Raw genomic sequence first — 26,404 nt, forward strand, 5'->3', positions numbered from 1 at the left:
ATGTCCGCCTCCCTGCTCTCCCGCCGCCTGGGCGCCGGGCTGCTGCTGGGCCTGGCGGCGGCGCTGCTGGGCGCCTGCGGCTTTCAGCTGCGCGGGCCGGTCGACCCGGGCTTCTCGCGTATCGCGCTGGCCGGTTTCACGCCCCGCTCGCCCATGGCCGAGGCCCTGCGGCGCAGCCTGCCCGAGCGGGTGCAGGTGGTGGGGCCCGCGCAGGCCCAGCTGCTGGTGACGGCGCTCGAAGACCGCTTCACCCGCACCGTGGCCGCCACCACCGCCAGTGGCCAGGTGCGGGAGCTCACCCTCACCACCACCCTGCGCTACCGCCTCAGCCGGCCTGGCCAGGAGGTGCTGGTGGAAGAGACCACCCTGAGCCAGACCCGCAGCCTGAGCTACACCGAAGACAGCGCGCTGGCCAAGTCCCAAGAGGAGGCGCAGCTGCTGCGGGAGATGCGCCACGAGATCGCCGGCCAGCTGCTGCGCGTCATGGCCACCGTGGCGGCTCGCCCGGCCGCGGCCTCCGCCCCCGCCTGAACAGGACGCCCCCACCATGCAACTGCGCGCCGACCAGCTGGCCCCCCACCTGCAGCGCCAGGGGCTCAAGGGCCTGTACCTGATCCACGGCGACGAGCCGCTGCTGGCGCAGGAAGCCGGTGACCTGCTGCGCGCTGCGGGCCGGCAGGCCGGCTACACCGACCGCCAGGTCTTCACCGTCAGCGGGGCCCACTTCGACTGGAGCAGCCTGCTGGGCGCCGCCCAGTCGATGGGCCTGTTCGGCGACCGGCTGCTCATGGAGATCCGCATCCCCTCGGGTAAGCCCGGCAAGGAAGGCGGGGCGGCGCTGCAGGCCCTGGCCGAGCGGCTGGACGCCGAGGTGCTGGTGCTGCTGCACCTGCCGCGGCTGGACCGCCAGCAGCAGCAGAGCGCCTGGTTCACCGCCCTGGAGCGCGCCGGCGTGGCCGTGCGGGTGGACCCGGTGGAGCGCCACCAGCTGCCCGCCTGGATCGCCCAACGCCTGGCGGCCCAGGGCCAGCGCCTGCCCGCGGGGGAGGAGGGGCAGCACGCCCTGGCCTTCTTCGCCGACCGGGTGGAGGGCCATCTGCTGGCCGCCCACCAGGAGCTGCAGAAACTCGCCCTGCTGCACCCTGCGGGCGAGCTGAGCTTTGCCCAGATCGAGGCCGCCGTGCTGAACGTGGCGCGCTATTCCGTGCCCCAGCTCAGCGCCGCGGTGCTGGCCGGCGCCGCCGGCCGGGCGCTGCGTGTGCTCGACGGCCTGCTGGCCGAGGGTGAGGCGCCGGTGCTCATCCACTGGACGCTGGCCGAGGATGTCCGGGCCCTCAAGCGCTGTGCGGACGTGCTGGCCGCCGGCCAGCCCATGCCGGTGGCGCTGCGCGAGGCCCGGGTATGGGGCGAGCGCGAGCGGGCCTTCGAGCGGCTCTTGCCCGCCCTGGACGAGCACCGTCTGCAGGGCCTGCTGCGCGCCGCCTCGCAGTGCGACGGCAGCCTCAAGGGCCTGCGGTTTCCCGATTGGCCCCAAGACCCGCACGATGGCCTGCGCCGGCTGGTGCTGATGATGCTGGACGCCGTCACCCTGGCCCGCCCGGGCCGGGGCCCTGCCCCCACCCCCCTGACCCTGCAAGTCTGAGCCCTACTTCCAGCAGGGCGGGCAGCAGGAGCAGGGCCGCGGCTGGCGCGCCTGGCCCGACGGGGTGGAGGCCGCCAGCGCCGCCGCAGGCGCTCCGCCGGCTCAAGGCGCCGCTGCCGACTCCAGCAGCGCCCCCAGCACCTGCAGCGCCAGCTGCACAGTGGCCGAGCGGACCGCCGTGCGGTCCCCCGGCAGGTCCAGCCGCCGGGCCTGCGCCGGCTGCCCGCGCAGCGCCCAGGCCAGCCAGACGGTGCCCACCGGCTTGCCCGGCACCGCACCACCGGGGCCGGCGATGCCGGTCACCGCCAGCGCCACCTCGGCCGGGCAGCGGGCCAGGACGCCCTCGGCCATGGCCAGGGCCACCGGCTCGCTGACCGCGCCGTGGGCCTGCAGCAGCGCGGCGGGCACGCCCAGCAGGTCCTGCTTGGCCTCGTTGCTGTAAGTGACGAAGCCCCGGTCAAACCAGTCGCTGGAGCCGGCCACCGCGGTGCACAGCGCGGCGATCAGCCCCCCGGTGCAGCTCTCGGCCGTGGCCAGCCGCCCGCCACGGGCGCGCAGCGCCTGGGCCAGCCGGTCCAGCGCGGCAGTCGCGCCCAGGGCCTCGGGGTCCAGCAGGCGCCAGGCCCCGGCGGCGGCCTCAGGCTGGGCGGTGCTCACCAGCGCACCCACAAGGCCAGCACCAGCAGGGTGCAGAAGGCGGCCACCAGGTCATCCAGCAGGATGCCCGCGCCCTGGGTCCAGCCGGGCGCCTGGCCCGGCCGGCCCTTGAAACGCTGGTCGGCCCAGCGCACGGGGCCCGGCTTGGCCGCGTCAAAGAACCGGAACAGGGCGAAGGCCCCCAGCTGCAGGCCCCAGCCCGCCGGGGCGATGATCCACAGGATCAGCCACATGGCCAGGACCTCGTCCCAGACGATGGCCCCGGGGTCGCCGGTACCCAGGGCCTGGGCGGTGCGGGTGCAGGCCCACCAGCCCAGCGCCAGGCCCACGGCCAGCACCACGCCCCAGCCCCACCCGCCGGCCCATGGGCCCACCCAAGGGTCCAGGATCGCAAAGACCACCCAGGCCCAGAGCGTGCCCACCGTGCCCGGCGCCACCGGGCTCAGGCCGCTGCCCCCACCCAGGCTGACCCAGTGCAGCGGGGAGGCCAGCAGCAGGCGCCAGTGGGGCCGGCTGGGCGCCGACGCGTTCACGCCACGCCCCGCTTGAAGTGGTCAAAACCGGTGAAGTCGCCCTGGTCGATGGGCCGGCCCGCGTCGTCCAGCACCTGCAGCCCCTGGTCGGCGCCAGTGATGCGGCCGATGCGGGTCAGGCGCAGGCCCAGGGTGCGGCCCACGGCGCTGACGGCCTCGGCGCGTTGCGGCGCGGCGGTGAAGAGCAGCTCGTAGTCATCGCCACCGGCCAGCAGGCACTGGCGCTGCACCGGGGCGGTCTGCACCGACATCAGCGGCGAGCGCGGCAGGCGCCCCAGCTCCACCACCGCCCCCACGTCGGACAGGGTGAGCACATGGCCCAGATCGCCCAGCAGGCCGTCGGACAGGTCAATGGCCGAGGTGGCCAAGCCCCGCAGCGCCTGGCCCAGGGCCACGCGCGGCTCCGGCAACTCCAAGGCCCGGCGAGCGGCGGCAAAGCCCGACTCCGGCAGCGACAAGCGGCCGCGGAAGGCCTCCAGCGCCAGCCGCGCCTCGCCCAGGTGTCCGCTGACCCAGAGCTCGTCGCCCACCTGCGCCCCGGAGCGCAGCAGGGCCAGGCCGGTGGGCACCTCGCCCATCACCGTGACGCCCACACTGAGCGGGCCGCTGGTGGTGTCCCCGCCCACCAGGTCGATGTCGTGGGCGTCGGCCAAGGCCCACAGCCCCTGGGCAAAGGCACCCAGGAAGGCGGCATTGGCCTGGGGCAGGGTCAGCGTGAGCAAGAAGGCCAGGGGGCGGGCACCGCAGGCGGCCAGGTCGGAGAGGTTGACGGCCAGGGCCTTGTGGCCCAGGCGCGCCGGGTCCACGGTGGACAGGAAATGCCGCCCCTCCACCAGCATGTCGGTGGACACGGCCAGCTGCATGCCGGGCCCCGGCGCCAGCAAGGCGCAGTCGTCTCCCACGCCCAGGGCCACGCGGCGGGCCGGGCGCTTGAAGTAGCGGTCGATCAGGTCGAATTCACCCATGGGGGGGTCCTTGTCCTTGTGGCGCCGTTCAGCCGGCGCGCAGCAGGTTGGCCAGCTCCACGGCGGAGCGGACGTTCATCTTCTCGAACACGCGGGCGCGGTGGACCTCCACCGTGCGCACGCTGATGTCGAGCGCATCGGCAATCAACTTGTTGGGCTTGCCCTCGACCACCAGGCGCATCACGTCGCGCTCGCGCTCGGTGAGCTCGTCCAGGGCGCGTTGCACCTCCTGGCGCCCGGCGCGGGCCTGCAGGGCCTCCTCGCTGCGCTGCAGGGCCAGCAACACGCGGTCCACCAAGGCGTTGTCGGAGAAGGGCTTCTCCACAAAGTCGAAGGCGCCGCGCTTGACGGCCGCCACGGCGGTGGGCACATCGCCATGGCCGGTGAGGAAGATCACCGGCATGAGGGTCTGCAAGCCGCGCTCGACCAGGGTCTCGAACAGGGCCAGCCCGCTCTGCCCGGGCATGCGCACATCCAGCAACAGGCAGCTCGGGGCGGTGGGCCAGCGCTGCTCGCCCGGCGCCCAGCGGCTGGCCAGCATCTGCTCGAAGGCCTCGGCACTGGCAAAGCCTTCGGAGAGCAGGCGGCGCGAACGCAGCAGCCAGGCCAGGGCGTCGCGCACCACGTCCTCGTCGTCCACCAGGTAGACCATGGGCAGGCCGAAATGTTGGGAGTGGGCGGTCATGGCGGCGGCAAAGCGGAGGCTGGAAGAAGAGCGGCGGACCACACAGCGGCGCCAGGGCCCACGGAGGGGCCCCGGCGGCAGGGTCCGTCAGGCGACGGAGCCCGGCGCGCCAGGTCGGCGCACGGGCTCCGGGGCTGGAAGGGTAAACCGGAATTCAGTCCCGGGGCAGGCGGGATCGGGCTCGACCCCGGGCACGGACTCGGGCAGGCCATGGTCCAGCGCCCCGCCGTGCTGCTCGATGACGGTGCGGCACAGGCTCAGGCCCAGGCCCATGCCTTCGCTGCGGGTGGTGAAGAAGGGCGTGAACAGCTTGGCGGCCACCTCCGGGGCAATGCCCTGCCCGGCATCGATCACCGCAAAACGCACCCAGCGCGGATGGGCCTGGCTGACCTCCAGCACCAGCACCCGCCTCGCCAACGGGGTGGTCGTCTCCATGGCCTGGATGCCGTTGCGGGTGAGGTTGAGCAGCACCTGCTCGACCATGGTGCGGTCGGCCACCACCCGGGGCACCGGGCGGGGGATGCGCACCTCGATGCGGGCGCCGCTCTTGCGCGCCTGCAGCCGCACCAGCGGCAGCACCGATTCGATCAGCTGGTCGGCCCCCACCACCTCGCGGGCCTGTTCGCGCCGCCGCACGAAGCCGTGCACGCTCTTGATGACCCGACCGGCACGCTCCGCCTGCTCGGCAATGCGCTCCATGGCCTGGCGCACCAGGGCCAGGGTGTCGGGTTCGGGCTCGGCCATCAGGTTGAGCGAACCGGTGGCGTAGCTGGCGATGGCCGCCAGGGGCTGATTGAGCTCATGGCTGAGCAGCGAGGCCATCTCGCCCACGGTGGCCAGGCGGGCGCTGGCCTGCAGCCGCTCCTGCTGCTGGCGCGAGAGCTCCTCCATGCGGCGCTCGGCCGAGACGTCCAGCACCGCACTCATCCAGCCCGCGTGGTGGCCCACCCGGTCAAACAGCGGCGCCTCGTAGATCATCACCGGGAAGCGCTCGCCACTGCGCCGCATGAACTGGGTCTCGAAGCCCTCGCGCTGGGTCTGGCTGTCGTCGACCCGGCTCAGCCGGTCCTGCTGGCGGCGGGTGTATTCCTCCACCTGCTCGGGCGGCCAGTAGGGCGGCGGCCAGCAGCCCACCAGCTCCGGGGCGCTGTAGCCCACCATGTCGCAGAAGGCCGGGTTGACGTAGGTGATGCGGCCATGCACGTCACGCGCCCGCAGGCCCGTGACCAGGGAATCCTCCATCGCCCGGCGCAGGGCCAGGGCCTCGGCCAGGGCCTGCTCCACCTGCGCACGGCGCCGCATGTCGCGCGCCAACAGGGCCACCACCAGCAGCAGGGCCAGGGACATGCCCAGCACCAGGGCGATGGCCAGGTTGGGAATCAGGCCCGGTCGGCCCTCCACCGCATCGGCGCGCAGCTGCAGCGACTGCCCCGGCAGCTCCACCAGTCGAGTCGCGTGGTAGACGCCGGCGCCGCGGGCCGCGCCCGAGCGCACCAGCCGGGTGCCATCGGCCTCCACCAGAGAGAACTCGTGGCGGCGCAGCTCGGCATTGCGCAACGTCTCCTCCAGCAGCGTGGTCAGGCTGAAGGTGGCCACCAAGGCGCCGGTCACCTGGCCGGCGCGGGCCTCGGGCACGCACAAGTCCACCACCTCCAGGCCCAGCCCGCCGTTCTGCGGCACAAAGTAGGAACGCGAGAACACCGGGCTGGCGCCACGCACGGCGTTGGCGCAGGCCGCCAGCGTCTCCACCTCCAGCTCACGGCGGGCGATCACGTTGAACAGCGGCGCGCCCAGGGGCGAATCCATGCCCAGCTGCAGGGCCAGGCCGGCATCGCGGCGCTCCAGGCGCAGCAGCTCGCGGCGCTGGCGCATCATCTCCTGCGCATCAAAGCGCCACTGTGGCAGGCCCGGATCGCTCCACAGCAGCGACTGCACGCTTTGCTGGGCGCGCTGCATCTGCCGGCGCATCTCCGAAGCACCGGTGGCCGCCGCCGAATCCGCCAGATCCTGCGCCCGTGAGGCCTCGTAGCTCAGCGTCAGCCACACCAGCGCCGACTGGGCCACCACGATCAGGCCGACCAGCGCGCCCCACAGCAACCAACGGCCGCCGCGGCGGGAACGGGGAGGATCGGCAGACAAGGGGGCCGCCTGGGGCGGTGGTGCAGGCACAGGTTCCATGGACGGCGCCAGTATCGGCCGCGCACCGGCGGCTCCGCTAAGCAATTCCGCGCATGCCAGGCCGGCGCGACGGCGTCACACTGGCGACAGGCCGCACCGGCGCCGGTGCGGCCCGGCCGCGGCAACCCTGTGGCCTCCGTGGCTTGCCCCGGCTCCTAGAATCCGCGGCCCGTCAACCCCTGTGACGCCAGGGCTCCGCCCTCTCCCCTACGCCATGACCACTCCCGAAGAAAAACGTGCCGAACTGCGCCGTGCCGCGCTGGAGTACCACGAGTTTCCGACCCCCGGCAAGATCGCGGTCAACGCGACCAAGCAGCTGGTGAACCAGCGTGACCTGGCCCTGGCCTACTCCCCCGGCGTAGCCGCCGCCTGCGAGGAGATCGTCGAGGACCCCGCCAACGCCTTCCGCTACACCAGCCGCGGCAACCTGGTGGCCGTGGTGACCAACGGCACCGCCGTGCTCGGCCTGGGCGACATCGGCCCGCTGGCCTCCAAGCCGGTGATGGAAGGCAAGGGCGTCCTGTTCAAGAAGTTCGCCGGCATCGACGTCTTCGACCTCGAGATCAACGAGAAGGACCTCGACAAGCTCGTCGACATCATCGCCGCGCTGGAGCCCACCTTTGGTGGCATCAACCTCGAGGACATCAAGGCGCCCGACTGCTTCTACGTCGAGCGCAAGCTGCGCGAGCGCCTGTCCATCCCCGTCTTCCACGACGACCAGCACGGCACTGCCATCGTGGTGGGCGCCGCCCTGCTCAACGGCCTGAAGGTCGTGGGCAAGGACATCAAGCAGGTGCGCCTGGTGTCCTCGGGCGCGGGCGCCGCCGCCCTGGCCTGCCTGAACCTGCTGGTCAAGCTGGGCTTGCCGCGCGAGAACATCCTGGTGACCGACCTGGCCGGCGTGGTCTATGAAGGCCGGGTGGAGCTGATGGACCCGGACAAGGCCGAGTTCGCCCAGCCCACGCCCCACCGCACGCTGCGCGAGGCCATCGCCGGCGCCGACATCTTCCTGGGCCTGTCCGCCGGCGGCGTGCTCAAGGCCGACATGGTGGCCAGCATGGCCGCCAACCCGCTGATCTTCGCCCTGGCCAACCCCACGCCGGAGATCATGCCCGAGGAGGTCAAGGCGGTGCGGGACGACGCCATCATGGCCACGGGCCGCACCGACTACCCCAACCAGGTCAACAACGTCCTGTGCTTCCCGTACATCTTCCGCGGCGCGCTGGATTGCGGGGCGACCACCATCACCGATGAGATGGAGATCGCCGCGGTGCATGCCATCGCCGAGCTGGCCCAGGCCGAGCAGAACGACGTGGTGGCCGCCGCCTACGCCGGGCAGAACCTGAGCTTCGGGCCCGAGTACCTGATCCCCAAGCCCTTCGATCCGCGCCTGATGATGCAGATCGCGCCGGCCGTGGCGCGCGCTGCCGCCGACTGCGGCGTGGCCACCCGGCCCATCGCCGACCTGGACGCCTACCGCGACAAGCTGCACACCTTCGTGTACGCGTCGGGCACCATCATGAAGCCCATCTTCGCGGTGGCCAAGCGTGCCAAGGCCAAACGCGTGGCCTACGCCGAGGGAGAAGACCGCCGGGTGCTGCAGGCCCTGCAGATCGTGGTCGACGAGAACCTGGCGCGCCCCGTGCTGGTGGGCCGCCGCGAGGTCATCACCTCGCGCATCGACAAGTTGGGCCTGCGTCTGCAGGAAGGCCGCGACTACGAGATCGTCAGCATCGACGACGATGCTCGCTACCGCGACTTCTGGCAGACCTACCACCAGATGATGGACCGCCGCGGCGTGACCGAGCAGTTCGCCAAGATCGAAATGCGCCGCCGCCTCACCCTCATCAGCAGCATGCTGCTGCACAAGGGCTACGTGGACGGCATGATCTGCGGCACCTGGGGCACCACCGCGCTGCACATTCACCACATCGACGCCGTCATCGGCAAGCGCCCGGGCGTCAAGACCTATGCCTGCATGAACGGCCTGATGCTGCCGGGCCGGCAGGTCTTCCTGGTGGACACGCACGTCAACTACGACCCCAGCGCCGAGCAGCTGGCCGAAATCACCCTGCTGGCGGCCGAGGAGATGCTGCGCTTTGGCATCCAGCCCAAGGCGGCCCTGCTCTCGCACAGCAACTTCGGCTCCAGCGACCAACCCAGCGCCGTCAAGATGCGCCAGACCCTGGCCCTGGTCCGCGAGATGGCCCCGTGGCTGGAGATCGACGGCGAGATGCACGGCGACACCGCCCTGGATGCGGCCTACCGCAAGGAGCTGATGCCCCGCAGCACCCTGTCGGGCGAAGCCAACCTGCTGGTGCTGCCCAACATCGACGCCGCCAACATCAGCTACAACCTGCTCAAGACCGCCGCCGGCGGTGGCATCGCCATCGGCCCCGTGCTGCTGGGTGCGGCCAAACCGGTGCACATCCTGACGCCCTCGGCCACCGTGCGTCGGGTGGTCAACATGACGGCGCTGACCGTCGCCGACGCCAACGCCGCACGTTGATCCACATCAATCCCTGGCGCGTCCAAGGGATTGATGTGAAGTTTGCAGCCACTCCAGACCCCAGGGCGCGCTCGCGTACTGGGGCTTCGACTTGTGGTAAAGAGGCCGATCGGCTAGGATCATGGTTTACGTCTTCAGGGTAAACCCGTGCTCCTTGACTTCTCACAGGCAGTGGGACCGGCTCGGCAGGCGCTGAGATCGACCGCTGCGGCCCTGTGGCTGGCAGGAACCGTGCTCCTGAACCCCGCGGGGTTGACCGAAGCGGTCGCCCGCACGCAGGCCGAGGACAGCCTGCCCGTGGTCCAGCTGGCCGAGCTTCCGCCCGAAGCCCGGGAAACCGACAAGCTGATCCAGGCAGGCGGCCCCTTTCCTTATGAGAAAGATGGCACCGTCTTCGGCAACCGGGAACGTTTGCTGCCGCGCAAGTCGCGTGGGTTCTACCGGGAGTACACCGTGAGGACCCCCGGCGCCAAGAACCGTGGCGCGCGCCGGATCGTGTGCGGTGGCGAGGTCCCCCGGGAACCCGAAGCGTGCTTCTACACCGAAGACCACTATGCCAGCTTCCGGCGCATCCAGCGCTGAGAACGTCTGGCCCCAGACACTCGCTTTGTTGAACACTGGAGGATCGTGACCATGCTTCTGCACTCCGTCCGACCCAATATCGTGCAGGCGATCCGCGCCTACCGGGTGGACGATCTGATGCGCTCGGCCCAGGAGGCCGGCCAGCATTTCCTGTTCGCCAATCTGATCGACGCCCAGACCAAGCAGGATGTGCTGGAAGGGATCGCCACCTCGTTCCTGTTTCCTGCCCATTTCGGCAAGAACCTGGACGCGCTCTACGACTGCATGACCGACATTGTCCACAAGTCGGGTCCGCAGCCGGGCTTCGTGGTGGTGCTGGAGCAGATCCCCGACAACGCCAAGTTCGACCGTGAGGCCCGTGAGCAGCTGCTCGACGTCTTCCGCGATGCCGCCGACTACTGGGGCGAGCGCAAGATACCCTTCAGGTGCTTCTATTCTTTTCAGTAGCCCGCTCCCAAGAAAACGGGTCATGGGAGCGGGCTGCTGAAACGGCCCCCGAAAAGCCGGTCTCCAAGACCGCACTCAAGAACGGCGTGAACCCCAACTTCGGCATGAACATGCCGATGATGTCGTCCGCCTTCGACACGGCCATGTGGTTGAGCGCCGCCTGAGGCGGCGCCGCCCTTGCGCGGCCGGTCATCGCCCCGTCCTGTCACGGGACCTTGCCACCCACAGCCCGCCCTCCGGCGGGCTCTTGTTTTTGGGGCTGTCCCGCCGCCAGCGGCGTGGCGGCCGGGACGCCGGCGACTCAGTCGGCGGCGGTCGGCACCGGCGGCAGGGCGGCCGCCAGTGCGGTGAACTCGGCCACCGGCACCTCTTCGGCACGGCGCTGCAGGTCGAAACTGCCGCCAAAGCCCTGCGCCTCCAACCAGGGCCCCAGGCTGTGGCGCAGCAATTTGCGGCGCTGGGAGAAGGCCGCTGCCATCATGGATTCGAAACGGGCCGGATCCAGCACCACCGGCGCCGGCCAGGGCACCATGCGCACCACGGCCGAGTCGACCTGCGGCGGCGGGTCGAAGCAGTCGGGCGGCACGTCGAACAGCGCCTCGATGTGGTAGCGCCACTGCAGCATCACCGACAGCCGGCCATAGACCTTGCTGCCCGGACCGGCGGCCATGCGGTCGACCACTTCCTTCTGCAGCATGAAGTGCTGGTCCACCACCTGATCGGCCGCGGGCAGCAGGTGAAAGAGGATGGGGCTGGAGATGTTGTACGGCAGGTTGCCCGCCACACGCAGCCGGGTGCCGCGCTCCAGGGCCAGGGCACGGAAATCCACCTTGAGCACATCGGACTCGATGACCTGCAGCTGCGGGTCGCGCCGCAGCCGGGCGGCCAGGTCGCGGTCCAGCTCCACCACGGTCAGCGCGGGGTCGCAGCAGGCCTTGAGCGGGCCGGTGAGCGCCCCCAGGCCGGGGCCGATCTCCACCACCACCTCGCCGGGCTGCGGGTCGATGGCGCGGACGATGCCGTCGATGATGGCGCCGTCGGTCAGGAAGTGCTGGCCAAAACGCTTTCGGGCGTGGTGGCTGGTGCCGGCGTGGCCGCTGCTGCGGCCGGCGGGTCGGGAAGGTCGGTTCACAGCGGCGGCTCCCGCATCTCGATGTAGGCGCGCGAACGCAGCTCCTCCATCCACTCGGTGTAGGCCTGCTCGTACTTGCGCTCGCGCAGGATGTTGCGCGCCTGTTCGCGCGCCTGTCGGGGGTCCTGCTTGGCCTGCCGGCGCTCCAGCACCTGGATCAGGTGCACGCCAAAGCGCGAGACCAGCGGCTGGGAGATGCCCAGGGGGGCCAGGCCGTTCATGGCCTGCTCAAACTCGGGCACGAACTGGCCGGGACCGGCCCAGCCCAGGTCGCCGCCGGCACCGGCGCTGCCGTCTTCGGAGTACTGGCGGGCCAGGTCCTCGAACTTGCGCTGGCCGGAGAGGACCTGCTCGCGCATCTCGGACAGGCGCTGGCTGGCGGCCTCGGGGGTCAGGCGGGCGGACGGCCGCAGCAGGATGTGGCGGGCGCGGGTCTGCACCACCATGCCGGCCTCGCCACCCAGGCGGTCCACCACCTTGAGCAGGTGAAAGCCCGCACCGCTGCGCACGGCCTCGGGCGTCACGCCGCCCACCTCCAGGCCCTTGACCGCCTCGGTGAAGAGGTCGGGCAGGCGGGCGGCCGGCCGCAGGCCGATCTCGCCACCCCGCTGGCGGTTGGGGTCTTCGGAGACCGAACGGGCGACGGCCTCGAAGGGCTCACCCGCGGCCAGGCGCTGCTGGGCCTGGCGCAGCAACGCCTGGCGCTCGGCCAGCACCGCGGGGCTGGCGCCTTCAGGCACGGTGATCATGATCTGGGCCAGGTTGAGCTGCACGTCGCCGGCGCGCTTGGCGCGCTCCTCGGCCAGCAGGGCCTCGATCTCCAGCTCGGTCACCCGGATGCGTCCCCCCACCTCGCGCTCGCGGGCGCGCTCGGCCAGCATCTGGTCGCGGATATTGGCCCTGAAACGGGTGAAGTCGGTGCCCTCGGCCCGCAGCCGCTCGCGCAGCTGGTCCTGGGTGAGCTGGTTGACGGTGGCGATGTTGGCGATGGCCCGGTCCAGCTCGTGGTCCTCGATGCGCCCGCCCGCGTCGCGGGCAAAGGTAATCAGCACCCGCTCGTCAATCAAGGCCTCCAGCACCTGGCGGCGCAGCTCGGCCTCTGCCGGGGCGCCACCCGGGTTGCGCTGCAACTCGATGCGGGCACGGGCCAGGCGCTGGTCCAGCTCGGACTGGGTGACCAGCTCGTTGTTGACGATGGCCACGATGTAGTCGGCCGCCTTGGTGGTGAGGGCGGTCGCCTGGGCGATGGCGGGCGCCGACACCCCCGGGCCCAGGAGGGTGGCCAGCAGGGCCAGAACGGCCGCAGGGCCCTTGCGCTTCAGGTTCATGGGGAGCATCAGTCCTCACGCAGCAGGCGGTAGCCTGGAATTTGGTCCTTGAGGGTCTTGAGCGGGTTGCTGCCCAGACGGGACAGGCCGACCAGCTCCAGCTGGACCATGAAATGGGTGCTGGCCGTGGCCTGCCCGATGGCGGTGCGCTCGGCCACCACGCGGAAGACCCAGCAGCCGGAGTCGTATTCCACCCCCGCCAAGGCATCGGTCAGGCGGCCGTCGGTCTTGCTGTAGAGCCCGCGGCCCACGCCGTAGAAGGTGCCCTGGCACTGGCCGGAGCCCGAGGCCTCGCGCTGGTAGAGGGGCCACTGCCAGCCCAGGCCGTACTGCTCGCTCTGCCCGCGGGTGTAGATGTAGGTGCCCGAGAGGGTGCGGAAGGGGCCCGGCTGGTAGCGCAGGGTGCCCACCGTGCGCGCCGGGCGGGCCAGGTCCACGTTGTACTGCAGGGTGGCATCGGCATGCCAGCGCTCGTGGAGCTGGCCGGAGCCGAACAGCATCAGGTCGGAGAAGCGGCTGCTGCCGGAACTCACGTCCGGCCCCAGCTGCTGCTCGCTGAACTGGTAGCGCTGGGCAAAGCCCAGGCGCAGCCGCTCGGTGCCGTTGTCCCGCGACAGAAAGCGCGAAGTCGCCCCAAAGGTGATCTGGTTGGCATCCGACACCCGGTCGCCGCCGGTGTAGGCGTTGTCGGCGTAGATCGAGTAGGCGTTGAAGTCGGAGGCCGCCGTGTCAAACAGCGGCAGGCTGGCCTGCGCGGCACGCAGCGGCGTGCGCACATAGTGCAGACGCGGCTCCAGGGTCTGCAGCAGGTCGGCGCCCAGGCTGGAGAGGGGACGCTCGAAGCGCAGGCCCATGTCCAGGCTGAAGGTGGGCACCACGCTGCTGCGGTGTGCGTTCTCGGTCTGGCCGGTCAGGGTGCCGCCACTGTCGCTCACCCAGGCAGGGTAGTCGTACGCGCTGGCGAGCACCGTGGCGCGCGGGGTCAGCCAGCCCCAGCCCGCATCCCAGGTCCAGGCCAGGGAGGGGCGGGCCTGCAGGCGTTGGCCCTCGGTGGGCTCGGTCAGCGCCGGCGTGGGCGCCAGGCTGGAGCGTGCACGCCGGAAGGCGTTGTATTCGGTGGTGAAGTCCAGCTGCAGGCCGGTGGCACCGCCCCAGCGCCCGCGCAGGCCCAGCTGCGGCACACGCTCATAGGGCGGCGAGATCGCGGCGTCAGACTGCTGCAGCACCTGCCAGCCCTGCACCCCGGTATAGGCCTCCCACTCCAGCCCGCCCCAGCGTCCGGGTTGCAGCGCCTCGGCACTGCGCGGCAGCAGCCGCGGTGTCCAGCTGCTCAGGATCTTGGCGTGGTCCTTCCAGTAGGCATCGTCCGAGGCGCGCTGGCCCGTCAGCTGGTAACGCAGCCCGCCCGAGACCTCGCCCTCGTGCGAGAACTCCAGGCTGTAGCGCTCGCGGCCGGCCACCCGGTCACTGGGCAGGGCATGGAAGGCCAGCTGCCCGGTGTCACTGGGCAGCAGGTAGCGGTAGTCGCCCCGCAGGCCCACCCCGCGCCGGCTGGAGATGACCGGCATCAGCGTGGCGTCCCGGTTGGGCGCCAGGCGCCAGTAATAGGCCTCGCTGATGACCACGCCAGCGCGCGAGTCGAAATCGATGGTCGGCGGCAGCCAGCCGGACTTGGGCTGGTCGGTCGCCGGAAAGCTCAGGGTCGGGATGGCCAGCAGCGGCACATCCATGAACCGCAGCACCGCACCGCGGGCCAGGCCCTCATTGCGCTCGAAGTCCAGGTCCAGGCGGTCCATGGTCAGCACCCAGTCGGGGCCACCCGGCGCGTCCAGATCGCAGCTGCTGTAGGCCGCCTGCTGGGCCGAGAGCTGCCGACCGCCCTGGAATTCGATGCGGCGCGCCTGACCCCCGGCCCCCGCCCGCGCCACATGAAAGCGTGGCTGCTCCACCACACCGGCCTCGGTGCGCAGGTTGAGCTCGGCACGGCTGCCCACAAATCGGTCCTCGCCCCGGCTCAGCCGGACCTCACCCTCGGCAATGGCGGTCTCGTCGGCATGCAGATAGCGCAGCAGGTCGGCACTGAGCTGCATGCCCGCGCGGCGCAGCACCACCTCGCCCTCGGCCACCGTCTGGGCGCCCCCCTCGCTGCGCAGGCGGGCGGCGCTCAGGTCCACCGGCCCGGTGGGCGCGGGCGCCGCGGCCGTGGGCCGACGCCGGGCGCCTGCCACCGCGGTGCAACTGGCCGCGCTGGCCAAGGCCACCGGCGTGGGCGCGGTGGCCGCAGGCTCAGCCACCGGCAGCTCGGACGCCCCCTGGGCCGACGCCGCGCCCGCGGCCAGCCACGCCAGCGCCCAGCCGGCCAGCAGCGGAGCAGCCGGCCGCCGGACATTCAAGCGGGCCAGTAAGGTGAAGGAGAGGCAGTCAGGCACAGGCGAGGCGGGGCAGACACCACCGCGCCCCGGCGCCGCGGCCAGCCACCCGGGCGGGCGGCGACCAAGGCTGCGCCGGGCACGGGCAGGGCATTCTTAGAATGTGGATTATCCATGAGCCCCCCCGGCGGCCGCCGGCCCGGGCCTGGCCCGCCACCCGCCCGCGCCCCCCGCCCCACATGCCTGCCGACGCCCCCACCTCCGCCCCCATCGTCTGGACCGACCCGGCCCGCCAAGCCGCCTTCCACGCCTGGCTGCAGCCGCTGCTGGCCACCCACGGCCTGGACGGCTCCAGCCTGGCCCCGGCCTCCGCCGACGCCAGCTTCCGCCGCTATTTCCGCCTACGCAGCCACGACGGCACGCGCAGCGTCATCGTCATGGACGCCCCGCCCCCGCAAGAGGACGTGCGCCCCTTCCTCCAGGTGGCCGGCCTGATCCATGCCGCCGGCCTGCACGCCCCCGAAGTGCTGGCCGCCGACGAGGCGCGGGGGTTCCTGCTGCTGGCCGACCTGGGTCAGTCGCTCTACCTCGACGCCGTGCAAGCCGACGGCGGCGCCCAGTCCGAGCGCCTGATGCGCGAGGCCGTGGCCGCCCTGGTGCAGTGGCAACTCAAGGTGGACGCCAGTGCCCTGCCCCCCTACGACGACGCCCTGCTGCGCCGCGAACTGGCCCTCTTCCCGGAGTGGTGCGTGCAGCGCGAATTTGGCAAGACCTGGAGCCCGGTCCAGCAAGGCCTGTGGGACCGCGTCTGCGACGCCCTGGTCAAAAGCGCCCTGGCCCAACCCACCGTGGCCGTGCACCGCGACTGGATGCCGCGCAACCTGATGGTGGCCACGCCCAACCCCGGCATCCTGGACTTTCAGGACGCGGTGCGTGGCCCCATCACCTACGACCTGGCCTCCCTGCTGCGCGACGCCTTCCTGTCATGGGACGAGGAACGCGAGCTGGACTGGGCGGTGCGCTTCTGGCAAGGCGCCCGCAAGGCCGGCCTGCCGGTGGACGAGGACTTTGGCGAGTTCTGGCGCCAGACCGAATGGATGGGCCTGCAGCGCCACCTCAAGGTGCTGGGCATCTTCTGCCGCCTCAAGCACCGCGACGGCAAGGCCAAGTACGCCCAGGACTTGCCGCGCTTCTTCCACTACGCCGTGAAGGTGGCGCACCGCTACACGCCGCTCAAGCCGCTGATCCCGCTGCTGGAAGACCTGACCGGCCCGCTGACCACCCAGGCGTTCAGCCTGCGGTGAAACCATCGCCGGCCGCGTCCGCCTCAAAACCCCACACTCACACTCACATCCGCCGCCGGCGCCACGCCGTCCCGGTGCAGGCTCATCACCGCGTGGGCATACACCGCGGCGTCCAGCCGCCACGGCCCGGTCTGCCAGCCCAGGCCGGCGGTGGGTGAAATGGGGAAGGCGGGCCGCATGCGCCCACCGGTGCTGCTGTACACCCGCAAGGGCACCAGCGCGCCGGCGCGCCAGGCCCAGTCTCCGCGCGGCCATTCGTGGCCCAGGCGCAGCAACTGCATGTCCACGGCGCTCTGGCCGTAGCGGCCTTTCATCACCTCGTAGTCGGCGGCCAGGCGGTCGGGACCGCGCCATTGCCAGGCCAGCCCGGCAGAAAGCTTGCGCGGGAACTGCGCGGTGTTGCGTTCGTCGCGGGTGCCGGCGTCGTCGGTGATGGTGCTGCGCACGGTCAGGCGGGTGTCCAGGTCACTCAGGTGCACACCCAGGACCAGGTCCGGCCGGGCCTGCCAACGCAGGCCGGCGCCCACGCCCACCGCGGTGGCGCCGCTGGAATGCACGGTGTAGCCCTGGCTGCGCGCCGTCACCCCGCAGAAGTGGGACTTGCAGTCGATGCGGTCCACATACAGCCCGAAGGACCAGGCGCTGCCCTCGGGTGCCAGGCCCAGCGCCAGCCGGTATTCCTTGGTCTTGCTCTCGATGTCGCCGTCAAAAGTGCCGGACATGCCGGGCAGCAAGTAGCGCAGGAAGGTGCTTTCAAAGTCGTCTTCGCCATAGGCGCCGTGGGCCTTGCCGTGCACGCGGGGGTAGTAGCCCGCCGCCAGGGCCAGGCGCCAGCCGGGCGTCCAGGCGGCCGGCAACGGCCCGCCGACGCCCAGGAAGTTGAGACGATGGAACTGCGCATTCGTCTGCCGTGCCACGCTGGCTTCCCAGCGTGGCAGGCCCAGCAGGCCGGCGGGGTTGAAGTACAGCGCGACCACGTCGTCACTGCTGGCCTGTCCGGCGCCGCCTTGGGCGATGTGGCGCGGGCCCACCCCGGCGCCGGTGTCGGCACCTTCGGCGTGGAAGGTGCGGTCGGCCGCGGGAGCCAGCAGGCTGACGGGCACCAGCAGGGCCAGGGCCATGGACTGGGACAGGAGGGCGGACGACAGGCGCATGACGGCAGGCAGGCAATGAAGGCGCCCGGCACGGCGCAGCCTGGATGCTGCCGGCCCGAGCCGCACCGTGGTCGCCAGAACTGAGGGGTGAGGCCGCCGCTGCCGTGCCCGGTGGCGCGTCGCGGGCCGATGTCCCTCACCTTGACCCCCTTCCCCAGCCCCACGCACAATCTGCCCCATGCTCCGGGGTGCACCGGGGCCGGCGGCTTGAACAAGACTCAAGCGGCGGGCCTGGGGGTGCTGAGACGGCCAACCGCATGGCCGAACCCGCTGTACTTGATCCGGTTCGTACCGGCGTAAGAAGAGCCTGGCCCCGCGGCCCGTCGCCTGCGTGCCCCCTTTGCAAGGTGGGCCCTGCGCGCCACCCCCGGGCACCCTGGAGCAGCCCACCACACCGCCTCCAGGAGACCCCGCCGCCATGAACGCCCCCGAGAAACTGCAGCAGCTGCTCACGCTCACCCGCGAGCCCTTTCCCGCCTCCACCAAGGTGCATGCCCAGGGCAGCCGCGCGGACCTGCGCGTGCCCATGCGCGAGATTGCGCTGACCAACGGTGAGCGCGTCACCGTGTACGACACCTCCGGCCCGTACACCGACCCGACCGTGGCCATCGACGTGCGCCAGGGCCTGGCCCCGGTGCGCGCCGGCTGGATTGCCGACCGCGCCGACACCGAGACCTACAGCGGCCGCCAGCGCGTGGCGCTGGACGACGGCGGCAAGCACGAGGAGCGTGACGGCGGGCGCATCGAGGCCCTGCGCGCCGAGGCCGCCGGCCTACAGCGCACCCCGCGCCGCGCCAAGGCGGGCGCCAACGTCAGCCAAATGCACTACGCCCGCCAAGGCATCGTCACGCCCGAGATGGAATACATCGCCATCCGCGAGAACGGCAAGCGCGAGTGGATGCGTGAATACCTGCAAGACGCCGAGCGCGAAGCCCGCCTGAAGGGCAACGCCATGGGTGCCCGCATTCCCGACCTCATCACGCCCGAGTTTGTGCGCGACGAGGTGGCGCGCGGCCGCGCCGTGATCCCGGCCAACATCAACCACCCCGAGGTGGAGCCGATGATCATCGGCCGCAACTTCCTGGTGAAGATCAACGCCAACATCGGCAACTCGGCCGTCACCTCTTCCATTGAAGAGGAAGTGGAAAAGCTGGTGTGGTCGATCCGCTGGGGCGGTGACACGGTGATGGACTTGTCCACCGGCAAGAACATCCACACCACGCGTGACTGGATCCTGCGCAACTCACCCGTGCCCATCGGCACGGTACCGATCTACCAGGCGCTGGAAAAGGTGGGGGGCATTGCCGAAGACCTCACCTGGGAAATCTTCCGCGACACGCTGATCGAACAAGCCGAGCAGGGGGTGGACTACTTCACCATCCACGCCGGCGTGCGCCTGCCTTTTGTGCCGATGACGACCAAGCGCCGCACCGGCATCGTCAGCCGGGGCGGCTCCATCCTGGCCAAGTGGATGATCACGCACCACAAGGAGAACTTCCTCTACACGCACTTTGAGGAAATCTGCGAAATCATGAAGGCCTACGACGTGACCTTCTCGCTGGGTGACGGCCTGCGCCCGGGCTCGGGCGCCGACGCCAACGACGAGGCGCAGTTTGCCGAACTGCGCACCCTGGGCGAGCTGACGCAAATCGCCTGGAAGCACGACGTGCAGACCATGATCGAAGGCCCCGGCCACGTGCCCATGCACATGATCCAGGCCAACATGGACGAGCAGCTCAAGCACTGCAAGGAAGCGCCCTTCTACACCCTGGGCCCGCTGACCATCGACATCGCCCCCGGCTACGACCACATCGCCTCGGCCATCGGCGCGGCCATGATCGGCTGGATGGGCACGGCGATGCTGTGCTACGTCACGCCCAAGGAGCATCTGGGCCTGCCCGACCGCGACGACGTGAAGCAGGGGATCATTGCCTACAAGATCGCCGCCCACGCCGCCGATGTGGCCAAGGGCCACCCTGGCCAGCGGGCCCGCGACGACGCGATGAGCAAGGCGCGCTTCGAGTTCCGCTGGCGCGACCAGTTCGCCCTGGGCCTGGACCCGCAAACCGCCGAGGCCTACCACGACGAAACCTTGCCCAAGGACTCGTCCAAGGAAGCGCACTTCTGCAGCATGTGCGGCCCGAAGTTCTGCAGCATGAAGATCACGCAGGACGTGCGCGACTACGCCGAACAGGGCATGGCCCAGAAGTCCGCCGAGTTCAAGGCGCAGGGCGGGGAGTTCTACATCCCCATCCAGCCGGCCGGTCAGGCCTGACACTGCGGCCATGTCGCCCGTCGCCCCCGCCTCGCCACCGCCCGTGCTGGCCCTGATCCAGCCCGCCATGCACTGGCGGCTGGAGGACAACGTCGCTGCCCTGGTCCGTGCACTGACGCGGGCGCGGCAAGCAGGGGCGACGCTGTGCCTGTGCCCTGAGCTGGCACTGACCGGATTTCACCGGCAGATTGCCCAAGAGGCTGCGCCAGGCCGGGTGGCCGCCGGCCTGGCCCAGCTGCAGGCCACGGCCGGCCAGCTGGGGCTGGCCCTCGCGGTGGGCGCGCCCAGTCCCGCAGCGGCCGGGGGCTGGCACAACAGCCTGGTGCTCATCGACGCCTCTGGCGAGGTGGCAGGGGTGATCCCCAAAAATGGCCTGACGCCCTCGGAAGCCACCTTTTTCGTGCCAGGCGACTGCCGTCCCGTGGTGGCGCTGGCCGGCCTGCGGGTGTCGGCCGTGCTCTGCCGGGAGATTGAGGACCTGCCCCAGGTCAGCGCCCAGCTCGCCGGCCAGGGCACCCAGCTGCTGCTGTGGCCCGGGCTGATGAGCCCCGTGCCGGACGACTCCGCCGACGGCCTGCCCCGCCATGTCCGCCAGGCCCAGGCCATGGCGCAGGCACTGGGCACCACCCTGGTCCAATCCAACTGGCCGTACAGCCTGAACACACCCCACGCCGACACGGTGCTGGGGCGCAGCGTGGTGATCCAGCCAGACGGCCGGCTCGCCGCGCAGTTGCCCGCCAACGCTTGTGGGATGGGCCTGTGGTCCGGGGGCGACTCGGCCATGCGCTGGATCCCCTGTGAAGCCGACGACCCTGACCTCTCTTCTGACCCATGACCGCCACCGCTTCCCCCCGTCTGCATCTCCTCATCGCCGGCGCCGGCGTGCTGGGCCGCCTGGCCGCCTGGGCCCTGGCCCGTGCCGGCCACCGCGTCAGCGTGTTCGACCCCGCCCCGGGCCCGCAAGCCCGCAGCGACGGCCGGGGACCGGCCGGCTTCACCGCCGCCGGCATGCTCAGCCCCCTGGCCGAGCTGGACCATGCCGAAGCCGCCATCGCCCTGGCCGGCTGGGAGGGCCTGGCCCTGTGGGACGGCGTGGCCGCCCGGCTGGCCGCCCGGGGCGAAGACGGCGCACCGCTGGTGCGCCGCCACGGCAGCCTGCTGCTGGCCCACGGGCCCGACGCTGGCGCGGCCGAGCGGGTGCTGGCCCGCGTGCGCGCCGCCCCCCAGCTGCACGCCACCCTGCCCGCGCCCCAGGCCCTGAGCCGGCCCGAACTGGCCGCGCTGGAGCCCGACCTGCTGCCCGGCCTGCGCGCCTGGCACCTGCCCGGCGAAGGCCAGCTCTTGCCCGCCGACACCCTGGAAGCCCTGGCCGCCGAAGCCCCGGGCGTGGCCTGGCACTGGGGCCACACCGTCACCCAGGTGACGCCGGGCGAGCTGCACACCACCCACGGCGGCGCCCCGCAGGTCCACCGCGCCGACTGGGTGCTGGACCTGCGTGGCCTGGGCGCCCGCCAAGCCGCCAGCGCCCAGCCCCGCACGGTCGACGCCCCCTTCACCGAAACCCTGCGCGGCGTGCGCGGCGAGGTGGTCACGCTGCACGCCCCCGGCGTGGTGCTGCGCCGCCCGGTGCGGCTGATGCACGCCCGCCACCGCGTCTACATCGTGCCCCGGCCGGGCGAGCGCATCGTCATCGGCGCCAGCGAGGTGGAAAGCGAAGACCGCTCGCCCGTGAGCCTGCGCAGCGCCGTGGAGTTGATGGCCGCCGCCCACAGCGTGCTGCCCGGCCTGGCCGAGGCCCGCATCCTGCACCTGGAGACCAACCTGCGCCCTGCCCTGCCGGACAACGGCCCGCGCTGCACCGTGGAGCACGATGACCAAGGCCACTGCCTGCTGCGCCTGAACGGCCTGTACCGCCACGGTTGGCTGCTCTCACCCGCGCTGCTGCGCGACGCGCTGGCGCAGGCCGGGCTCCATCACGACCTGCAGCCCACCCACGCCTGAGCGCGGAAAATGCCGCCCGATGACCCCGACCCTCGCCCCCATCACCCTCAATGGCGAACCCCAGGCCTGGGCGCCCGGCCTGACCGTGGCCCAGGCCCTGGCCGCCGCCGGCCTGGAACAGGACGGCGTGACCCGCGTGGCCACCGCCGTGAACGCCCAGTTCGTGCCCCGCGCGCTGCGCGAGTCCACCGTGCTGCAGGCCGGTGACGCGCTCACCACCTTTGCCGCCATCGTGGGCGGCTGATCCCACGCCCCCACCGCCACGCCCGCCATGCTTGCCCACACGCCCCTCTCCTCCAGCCCCTGGACGCTCTACGGCGTCACCCTGCACAGCCGCCTGCTGCTGGGCACGGCCGGCTACCCCTCGCCCGCCGTGCTGGACGAGGCCATCCGCGCCAGCGGCACCCAGGTGGTCACCGTGGGCCTGAAGCGCACCCTGGCCGCCGGTGGCGACAACGGCTTCATCGCCGGCCTGCTGGGCCCGCTGCGTGAACGCGGCGCCCGGCTGCTGCCCAACACCGCCGGCTGCCGCACCGCGCAAGAGGCCATCACCCTCTCGCACATGGCGCGTGAGCTGTACGACACGCCCTGGATCAAGCTGGAGGTGGTGGGCGACGAGTTCACCCTGCAGCCCGACCCCTGGGAACTGGTGAGCGCCGCCGAACGGCTGGTGAAGGACGGCTTCCACGTCTTTCCCTACTGCACCGACGACCTGGTGACCTGCCAGCGCCTGCTGGACGTGGGCTGCCAGGTGCTGATGCCCTGGGGCGCGCCCATCGGCTCGGGTCAGGGCCTGATCAACCCCTTTGCGCTCAAGACCCTGCGCGAACGCCTGCCCGGCGTGCCGCTGATCGTGGACGCCGGCATTGGCGAGCCCGCCCATGCGGTGCAGGCCCTGGCCCTGGGGCTGGACGGCGTGCTGCTCAACTCCGCCGTGGCCCAGGCCCGCGAGCCGGTGCGCATGGCCGCCGCCTTTGGCCACGCCGTGGCCGCTGGCCGCCTGGGTTATGAAGCCGGCGCCATGGCCCCGCAGGCCATGGCCGTGGCCACCACCCCGGTGGGCGGCCGGCCGTTCTTGATCGGGTGATGGCCATGCCTCAAAACGCCCAGCGCCCGCTGATCTGGAGCATTGCCGGCACCGACAGCGGCGGTGGCGCCGGCCTGGCCGCCGACCAGCGCGCCGCCGAAGCCTGCGGCGTGGATCTGTGCCCGGTGGTGGCCGCCGTCACCGCGCAAAACAGCGTGGCCGTCAGCGCCGTGCACCCCGTGCCCGCTGAGCTGTTGCAAGCCCAGCTGGACGCCCTGGCCGCTGACATGCCGCCGCGTGTCATCAAAACCGGCCTGCTGGGCAGCGCCGCCGCCGTGCAGGCCGTGGCCCGCACCGTGGACGCCCTGCGCCAGCGCGGCCCCGTGGCCCTGGTGGTGGACCCGGTGCTGCGCGCCACGGTCAGCCAAGGCGCGGGAACCGGCTTTGCCGACGACGCCACCCTGGCCGCCTACCGCGAGCTGCTGCTGCCGCGCACCACCGTGCTGACGCCCAACCGGCGCGAGGCCGCCCGCCTGCTGGGCCAGCCCGAAGCGCGGGCCGAAGACCTGCCGGCCCAGGCCGAAGCCCTGCGCGCCCTGGGTGTGCACACCGTGGTGGCCACCGGCGGCGACAGCGCCGAGGCTGACGCTGCGGCCGGTGGCCGCCCGGCCGCGCACGACTGGCTGGCCAGCGCCATGCCCGACGGCACCCCCATCACCGGCTGGCTCAGCGCCCCGCGGGTGCCCACCGCCCACCACCACGGCACCGGCTGCACCTTTGCCAGCACCCTGGCCGCCGCGCTGGCCCGGGGTTTTGTGCCGGCCGACGCGGCCGTGCTGGCCAAGATGGCCACCACCGCGGCCTTGCGCGCCGCCCGCCCCCGCGGCGCCGGCGCCGGCCCGGTGTGGGCCGATGCCGGGTTCATCACCGACCCCTCCACCCTGCCCTGGCTCACGCCCGGCCCGGCGCTGCCGGTGCTGCCGGTGCAGCCAGGGGGGGCCGAAGCGGTGTGGCCACCACGCGGCGCGGTGCAGCACGCCACCGGCCTTTACGCCATCGTGGACCGGGCCGAGCGGGTGCAAGCCGTGCTGGCCGCCGCCCACCGGTTGGGTCTGCCGCTGCCCACGCTGCAACTGCGCATCAAGCGCCCCGCCGGCACTGCGCCCGACGACGCCGCCTGGCTGGCCCGCCTGCGCGCCGACCTGGCCCAGGGCCTGGCCGCCGCCGGTGAGGCCGACGCTACGCTCTACATCAACGACCACTGGCAACTGGCGCTGGACCTGGGCGCCCAGGCCCTGCACCTGGGCCAGGAAGACCTGCTGGCCCTGAGCCCGGCCGAACAGCAGCGCCTGCGCAGCGCCCAGGCCAGCGGCCTGAAACTGGGCCTGAGCAGCCACACCCTGTGGGAGCTGTGCCGCGCCGCCGCCTGGCAGCCGGCCTACATCGCCTGCGGCCCCGTCTGGCCCACCACCACCAAGGACATGCCCTGGGTGCCGCAGGGCCTGGACAACCTGGGCTTCTGGGCGCGCATGGCGCCGGCGCCGGCGGTGGGCATTGGTGGCGTGCTGGCGCCAACGCAACTCAGCCAGATCGCCGCCAGCGGCGCGCAGGGCGGCTGCATCGTGCGCGGCCTGGGTGAGGAGCCCGTGCACACCTTGCCCGCCTGGCAGCACGCTTGGGACCTGGGCCGCGCCACCGCCGCGGGCCAGGGCGGCCCGATGGGCTGGCCCCATGCCAGCCTGACAGCAGCGGCCTGAGCCCCCTGCGGCGGGCCGCCCATGAAAACGGCCCGGAAATCCGGGCCGTGAGGGGTGTCTGGAGCCGCTGCGGCAGGTGCTGCACTGCAGGGCGCCGACGGCGGGCTTACTTGGCCACGCAGGCTTCCATCGCCTTCTTGTGCTCTTCCTTGCCCAGCTTCTGGCCCTTGAGCTCGGCGCGGCAGGCCTCGCGCTTGGCCTTGGCGGCCTCCTGGTGCTTCTTGCGCTCGGCGCGGCAGGTTTCCAAGGCCTTCTTGGCCTCATCGCCCTTGAGGCCCTGGGCCTTGACCTGCTCCATGCAGTTCGGGCCCTTGTCGGCCGGGGCCGGGTCGGCGGCGTGGGCGGCACCGGCCAGGGCCAGCAGGGACAGGGAGACGGCGGCGATCAGCTTTTGCATGGGAAATCCTCTCGGTGGGTGGGCGGTTGCCGGCAGGGGCTCTACCCCTGACTCAAGGCATTAGACACCCACCCCCTGTGCGACCACTCCCCCAGGACGGGGGGGAGGCCGAGCAGGCGGATCGCTCAGCTGCGGGGGGCCATGGCGTCCGACTGGGCCAGCACCGGGTGGGCGCAGGCGGCCGCCTGGGCGCTGAGGTATTGGCGCTCGGCGGTGCGGTCCAGGCTGGCCAGCACGCCGGCGGTGAGGACCAAGGCCAGCCCCAGGGCGACAGCGCGGGGCGCACGGGCAGCGGGGGTGGCGGCCCAGGACGGTTGGATCGGGGCGGCGGGGCAGGCGGTGGGGGTCATGGTGGGCTTCCTGGCGACGGGGCGGTGGGGGAGGCGGTGTCGATGGAAGTGACTGTAGGCAGGGGGCGCGGGCCCCTCCAGCACCTGGCGATGGGCCGCCACCCCGGGGGGCTGGAACGCCGAAATCGGCGACAGACTGCCGGCAGGGCGACCGACCGCGGGGTTCAGGGCGCCGCCCAGCGCTCCCAACGCTGGGCCGCCGCCAGCGCCTGCGAGCCCTCCACCGAGAGGTGACGCGCATCGCGGTAGAGCGGCGTGCCGGACGGCAGCCGGGCCGGGCAGGCCGCGCTACCGGGCGGACAGCCCGCCGCTCGCAGGTCCACCACCTGCACCTGCGGCAGCCGGGCGCGCAGGCCATCCAGCAGGGCGCGCACCGGCGCCTGCAGACGGGCATCGGCCGCCAGGTCCACCGCGCAAGGTTCACCCGCCTGCAGGCCCAGGGTCCAACGGCCGGCCTCCTGGCGGGCCAGGCAGCGGCCGGTGTCGACCTCGGCCAGCGGTGGCGGCGCCACCACCACCACCTCGCGCCCCAGGGCCTGCACCGCCTGCACGGTGGCCACCAGGGCGTCCACCGCCGCGGCAGGGTCCACCGGGCCGGTGTGCTCGTCGCCCTGCGGCCCGCGTCGCCACTGCGTCCAGTGCCGGCCCAGGTCCTGCGGCACCAGGTACTGGCGGTAGGCGCTGGCCAGCACCACCCGGCGCAGGTCGGGCCGGGTCGCCAAGTGGGCCAGCACCCCCTCGTTGAAGGCCTGGCACTGCCGGGCCCAGGCGGGGGTGTGGCCCGCGTCGCTGAGCGGCGCCAGGCCCAGCAGCGGGCCGCAGCTGGACTGGGTGGCCTGCCGCAGGCCACCGGGCAGGCGCCGGGCCAAGCCAGGCACCAGGTGCATGGCCAAGGAGTCCCCCCACACCAGCGTGGCCGGCGGAGCACCGCCCGGCCCGGGCTGGTCGCAGGCGGGCAGCGGGCGGTAGGGGGCGGACTGGTCGCAGGCGGCCCCCAGCCCGGTGTTGGGGCGGCGGGCCGTCTGGGCGGCAGTCTCCACCGCGGCCGGCGGACGCAGGCCCGCGCCGGCGGCGGCCAGGGCCAGCAGACCCAGGCTGGCCAGGGCCAGGAC

24 protein-coding genes and 1 riboswitch are annotated in these 26,404 nt (G+C 72.2%); of the genes, 12 read left to right on the plus strand and 12 right to left on the minus strand.

Annotation, left to right across the window (positions count from 1 at the left end; all coding sequences use genetic code 11):
- Entirely contained in the window at nucleotides 1-531 is a 531-nt protein-coding gene (locus G3A44_RS12385; protein ID WP_163457834.1) for an LPS-assembly lipoprotein LptE, read from the plus strand.
- Between the two features lie 16 nt (nucleotides 532-547).
- Nucleotides 548-1,642, plus strand: coding sequence for a DNA polymerase III subunit delta (holA, locus tag G3A44_RS12390; RefSeq protein WP_163457835.1), 1,095 nt, complete (start codon nucleotides 548-550; stop codon nucleotides 1,640-1,642).
- Nucleotides 1,643-1,744: 102 nt separating this feature from the next.
- Here holA and G3A44_RS12395 read toward each other — a convergent pair whose 3' ends face one another.
- The 5 genes from G3A44_RS12395 to G3A44_RS12415 form a co-directional block, all read right to left on the minus strand.
- Nucleotides 1,745-2,302 (minus strand): CinA family protein, encoded by a 558-nt coding sequence (locus G3A44_RS12395; RefSeq protein WP_375138655.1) that lies wholly within the window; start codon nucleotides 2,300-2,302, stop codon nucleotides 1,745-1,747.
- On the minus strand, nucleotides 2,296-2,832 hold the full coding sequence (locus G3A44_RS12400; RefSeq protein ID WP_163457836.1) for a phosphatidylglycerophosphatase A family protein: 537 nt from the start codon (nucleotides 2,830-2,832) through the stop codon (nucleotides 2,296-2,298). The genes G3A44_RS12395 and G3A44_RS12400 overlap by 7 nt, the downstream gene beginning before the upstream one ends.
- Complete coding sequence (thiL, locus tag G3A44_RS12405) at nucleotides 2,829-3,797, minus strand: thiamine-phosphate kinase (protein ID WP_163457837.1); 969 nt, start codon at nucleotides 3,795-3,797, stop codon at nucleotides 2,829-2,831. The genes G3A44_RS12400 and thiL overlap by 4 nt, the downstream gene beginning before the upstream one ends.
- A gap of 28 nt (nucleotides 3,798-3,825) precedes the next feature.
- Nucleotides 3,826-4,482 (minus strand): response regulator transcription factor, encoded by a 657-nt coding sequence (locus G3A44_RS12410; RefSeq protein WP_239061842.1) that lies wholly within the window; start codon nucleotides 4,480-4,482, stop codon nucleotides 3,826-3,828.
- 87 nt (nucleotides 4,483-4,569) lie between these two features.
- Complete coding sequence (locus tag G3A44_RS12415) at nucleotides 4,570-6,660, minus strand: two-component system sensor histidine kinase NtrB (RefSeq protein WP_163457838.1); 2,091 nt, start codon at nucleotides 6,658-6,660, stop codon at nucleotides 4,570-4,572.
- Nucleotides 6,661-6,874: 214 nt separating this feature from the next.
- Between G3A44_RS12415 and G3A44_RS12420 the strand changes: the two genes are divergently transcribed.
- From G3A44_RS12420 to G3A44_RS12430, 3 genes are all read left to right on the plus strand, one after another.
- Nucleotides 6,875-9,169, plus strand: coding sequence for an NADP-dependent malic enzyme (locus G3A44_RS12420; protein WP_163457839.1), 2,295 nt, complete (start codon nucleotides 6,875-6,877; stop codon nucleotides 9,167-9,169).
- Nucleotides 9,170-9,421: 252 nt separating this feature from the next.
- On the plus strand, nucleotides 9,422-9,751 hold the full coding sequence (locus G3A44_RS12425) for a guanyl-specific ribonuclease (protein WP_239061851.1): 330 nt from the start codon (nucleotides 9,422-9,424) through the stop codon (nucleotides 9,749-9,751).
- Nucleotides 9,752-9,802: 51 nt separating this feature from the next.
- A complete protein-coding gene (locus tag G3A44_RS12430; protein ID WP_163457863.1) occupies nucleotides 9,803-10,198 on the plus strand; it encodes a barstar family protein in 396 nt (131 codons plus the stop codon).
- Nucleotides 10,199-10,499: 301 nt separating this feature from the next.
- On the opposite strand, the gene rsmA is transcribed toward G3A44_RS12430, so the two are convergent.
- The 3 genes from rsmA to G3A44_RS12445 are packed head-to-tail and all read right to left on the minus strand — an operon-like array spanning nucleotide 10,500 to nucleotide 15,051.
- Complete coding sequence (gene rsmA / locus G3A44_RS12435) at nucleotides 10,500-11,330, minus strand: 16S rRNA (adenine(1518)-N(6)/adenine(1519)-N(6))-dimethyltransferase RsmA (protein WP_163457840.1); 831 nt, start codon at nucleotides 11,328-11,330, stop codon at nucleotides 10,500-10,502.
- Complete coding sequence (locus tag G3A44_RS12440; protein ID WP_239061843.1) at nucleotides 11,327-12,658, minus strand: peptidylprolyl isomerase; 1,332 nt, start codon at nucleotides 12,656-12,658, stop codon at nucleotides 11,327-11,329. The genes rsmA and G3A44_RS12440 overlap by 4 nt, the downstream gene beginning before the upstream one ends.
- 8 nt (nucleotides 12,659-12,666) lie before the next feature.
- Nucleotides 12,667-15,051 carry an LPS-assembly protein LptD gene (locus G3A44_RS12445; RefSeq protein ID WP_163457841.1) on the minus strand — a complete coding sequence of 795 codons (2,385 nt, stop codon included), beginning with the start codon at nucleotides 15,049-15,051 and terminating at the stop codon, nucleotides 12,667-12,669.
- Nucleotides 15,052-15,266: 215 nt separating this feature from the next.
- Here G3A44_RS12445 and G3A44_RS12450 point away from each other — a divergent pair, with 215 nt between their 5' ends.
- Nucleotides 15,267-16,331, plus strand: coding sequence for an aminoglycoside phosphotransferase family protein (locus G3A44_RS12450; RefSeq protein ID WP_163457842.1), 1,065 nt, complete (start codon nucleotides 15,267-15,269; stop codon nucleotides 16,329-16,331).
- Nucleotides 16,332-16,354: 23 nt separating this feature from the next.
- Here G3A44_RS12450 and G3A44_RS12455 read toward each other — a convergent pair whose 3' ends face one another.
- Nucleotides 16,355-17,485 carry a hypothetical protein gene (locus G3A44_RS12455; RefSeq protein ID WP_163457843.1) on the minus strand — a complete coding sequence of 377 codons (1,131 nt, stop codon included), beginning with the start codon at nucleotides 17,483-17,485 and terminating at the stop codon, nucleotides 16,355-16,357.
- Nucleotides 17,486-17,659: 174 nt separating this feature from the next.
- A riboswitch (TPP riboswitch) is annotated at nucleotides 17,660-17,805 on the plus strand.
- A gap of 98 nt (nucleotides 17,806-17,903) precedes the next feature.
- On the opposite strand from G3A44_RS12455, the gene thiC reads away from it, so the two are divergent.
- The 6 genes from thiC to G3A44_RS12485 are packed head-to-tail and all read left to right on the plus strand — an operon-like array spanning nucleotide 17,904 to nucleotide 24,545.
- Nucleotides 17,904-19,760 carry a phosphomethylpyrimidine synthase ThiC gene (thiC, locus tag G3A44_RS12460; RefSeq protein WP_163457844.1) on the plus strand — a complete coding sequence of 619 codons (1,857 nt, stop codon included), beginning with the start codon at nucleotides 17,904-17,906 and terminating at the stop codon, nucleotides 19,758-19,760.
- A 10-nt stretch (nucleotides 19,761-19,770) separates the two neighbouring features.
- Nucleotides 19,771-20,595 carry a carbon-nitrogen hydrolase family protein gene (locus G3A44_RS12465; RefSeq protein WP_163457845.1) on the plus strand — a complete coding sequence of 275 codons (825 nt, stop codon included), beginning with the start codon at nucleotides 19,771-19,773 and terminating at the stop codon, nucleotides 20,593-20,595.
- Nucleotides 20,592-21,761: an FAD-dependent oxidoreductase gene (locus tag G3A44_RS12470; RefSeq protein ID WP_163457846.1), complete on the plus strand. Its 1,170-nt coding sequence runs from the start codon at nucleotides 20,592-20,594 to the stop codon at nucleotides 21,759-21,761. The genes G3A44_RS12465 and G3A44_RS12470 overlap by 4 nt, the downstream gene beginning before the upstream one ends.
- 19 nt (nucleotides 21,762-21,780) lie before the next feature.
- Complete coding sequence (gene thiS / locus G3A44_RS12475) at nucleotides 21,781-22,005, plus strand: sulfur carrier protein ThiS (RefSeq protein WP_163457847.1); 225 nt, start codon at nucleotides 21,781-21,783, stop codon at nucleotides 22,003-22,005.
- Nucleotides 22,006-22,032: 27 nt separating this feature from the next.
- Nucleotides 22,033-22,848, plus strand: coding sequence for a thiazole synthase (locus tag G3A44_RS12480; RefSeq protein ID WP_163457848.1), 816 nt, complete (start codon nucleotides 22,033-22,035; stop codon nucleotides 22,846-22,848).
- Nucleotides 22,848-24,545: a bifunctional hydroxymethylpyrimidine kinase/phosphomethylpyrimidine kinase gene (locus tag G3A44_RS12485; protein ID WP_163457849.1), complete on the plus strand. Its 1,698-nt coding sequence runs from the start codon at nucleotides 22,848-22,850 to the stop codon at nucleotides 24,543-24,545. Before G3A44_RS12480 ends, G3A44_RS12485 begins: the two co-directional genes overlap by 1 nt.
- Before the next feature lie 106 nt (nucleotides 24,546-24,651).
- Here the strand turns inward: G3A44_RS12485 and G3A44_RS12490 are convergent, their stop codons facing one another.
- The 3 genes from G3A44_RS12490 to G3A44_RS12500 all read right to left on the minus strand — a co-directional run.
- Nucleotides 24,652-24,942: a hypothetical protein gene (locus tag G3A44_RS12490; RefSeq protein WP_163457850.1), complete on the minus strand. Its 291-nt coding sequence runs from the start codon at nucleotides 24,940-24,942 to the stop codon at nucleotides 24,652-24,654.
- Between the two features lie 125 nt (nucleotides 24,943-25,067).
- The gene (locus G3A44_RS12495; protein WP_163457851.1) at nucleotides 25,068-25,292 is read right to left on the minus strand and encodes a hypothetical protein; all 225 of its coding nucleotides are present in this window, start codon (nucleotides 25,290-25,292) and stop codon (nucleotides 25,068-25,070) included.
- Nucleotides 25,293-25,456: 164 nt separating this feature from the next.
- The coding region (locus tag G3A44_RS12500) for an SGNH hydrolase domain-containing protein (RefSeq protein WP_203561393.1) at nucleotides 25,457-26,404 on the minus strand (948 nt) is incomplete at its 5' end.

Source organism: Ideonella livida (genome assembly GCF_010499455.1).
Lineage (GTDB): Bacteria > Pseudomonadota > Gammaproteobacteria > Burkholderiales > Burkholderiaceae_C > Ideonella > Ideonella livida.